This is a genomic window from Massilia sp. TSP1-1-2, from assembly GCF_049896185.1.
GTDB lineage: Bacteria > Pseudomonadota > Gammaproteobacteria > Burkholderiales > Burkholderiaceae_D > Telluria_A.
The window spans coordinates 1-818 of sequence record NZ_JAFCTU010000157.1; the positions used below are offsets into that span (position 1 = coordinate 1).

Sequence of the window (818 nt, forward strand, 5' to 3'; positions counted from 1 at the left end):
AAGGGCAAGCATGAGGGCGCCGTTGGCGGGCAAGATGCCAGCAAGGCCAAGCCGGGCGAGCGCGAACTCGATAGCGAGCTGCCGGTGGAAAAATTCGGCAAGCCGATCGTATTGATGGACGCGCCGGCCAGCATCAACTGGGCCACGCCTGCGTCAACCGTCATGTATGCGGGCGAGCATCTGCAGTGGACGACGCGCTCGGACTTGCACTTGACGGCGGCGCACACGGTGTCGTCGGTGGCGGCGAACGCTGTGAATTTGTTTACGCACGCGGGCGGGATCCAGGCGATTGCGGGCAATGGGCCGGTGTCGTTGCAGGCGCACACGGATCAGCTGGAGATTCTCGCAGATAAGGCCGTCACGATCATCTCGGTGAATGAATCGATCAAAATTAGTGCTAGCCAAAAGATTGTGCTGCAATCGGGAGCGTCGTCGATCACGCTGGAAGGCGGGAACATCACCTTTGCATGTCCTGGCAATTTCACCGTAAAGGGCGGGCAGCATGTGTTCGATGCCGGTCGACGAACGGAAGCGTCTTCGCTTCCTCTACCAAGTTCGTCCTTAAGTTTATTCAACCGGCAAATGAAGTTGAACGACCAAGAAACCGGAGAGGTTCTACATGGTATCCCATACTTTATCCGCATGGATAACGGTGTTGTTTTTCACGGAGCGACCGATTCCGAAGGACTTACAGAAATGGTGCATGACCAAACCGAATTAGCAGGAAAAGCGTACTTCGGACACGAAGCGATGAAGCAAATTGCAAAATTTAAGACGAGCGTATGAGTGAGCCATTTGATCTTCTCGCAGCCTTAAAC

At 54.9% G+C, this 818-nt stretch carries 1 protein-coding gene; it reads left to right on the forward strand.

Going from position 1 to position 818, the window contains the following annotated elements; genetic code table 11:
• Positions 1 to 786, forward strand: a 786-nt coding sequence (locus ACP7BV_RS27440; protein ID WP_426108074.1) for a DUF2345 domain-containing protein, incomplete at its 5' end; no start/stop codon positions are given.
• Positions 787 to 818: the final 32 nt, after the last annotated feature.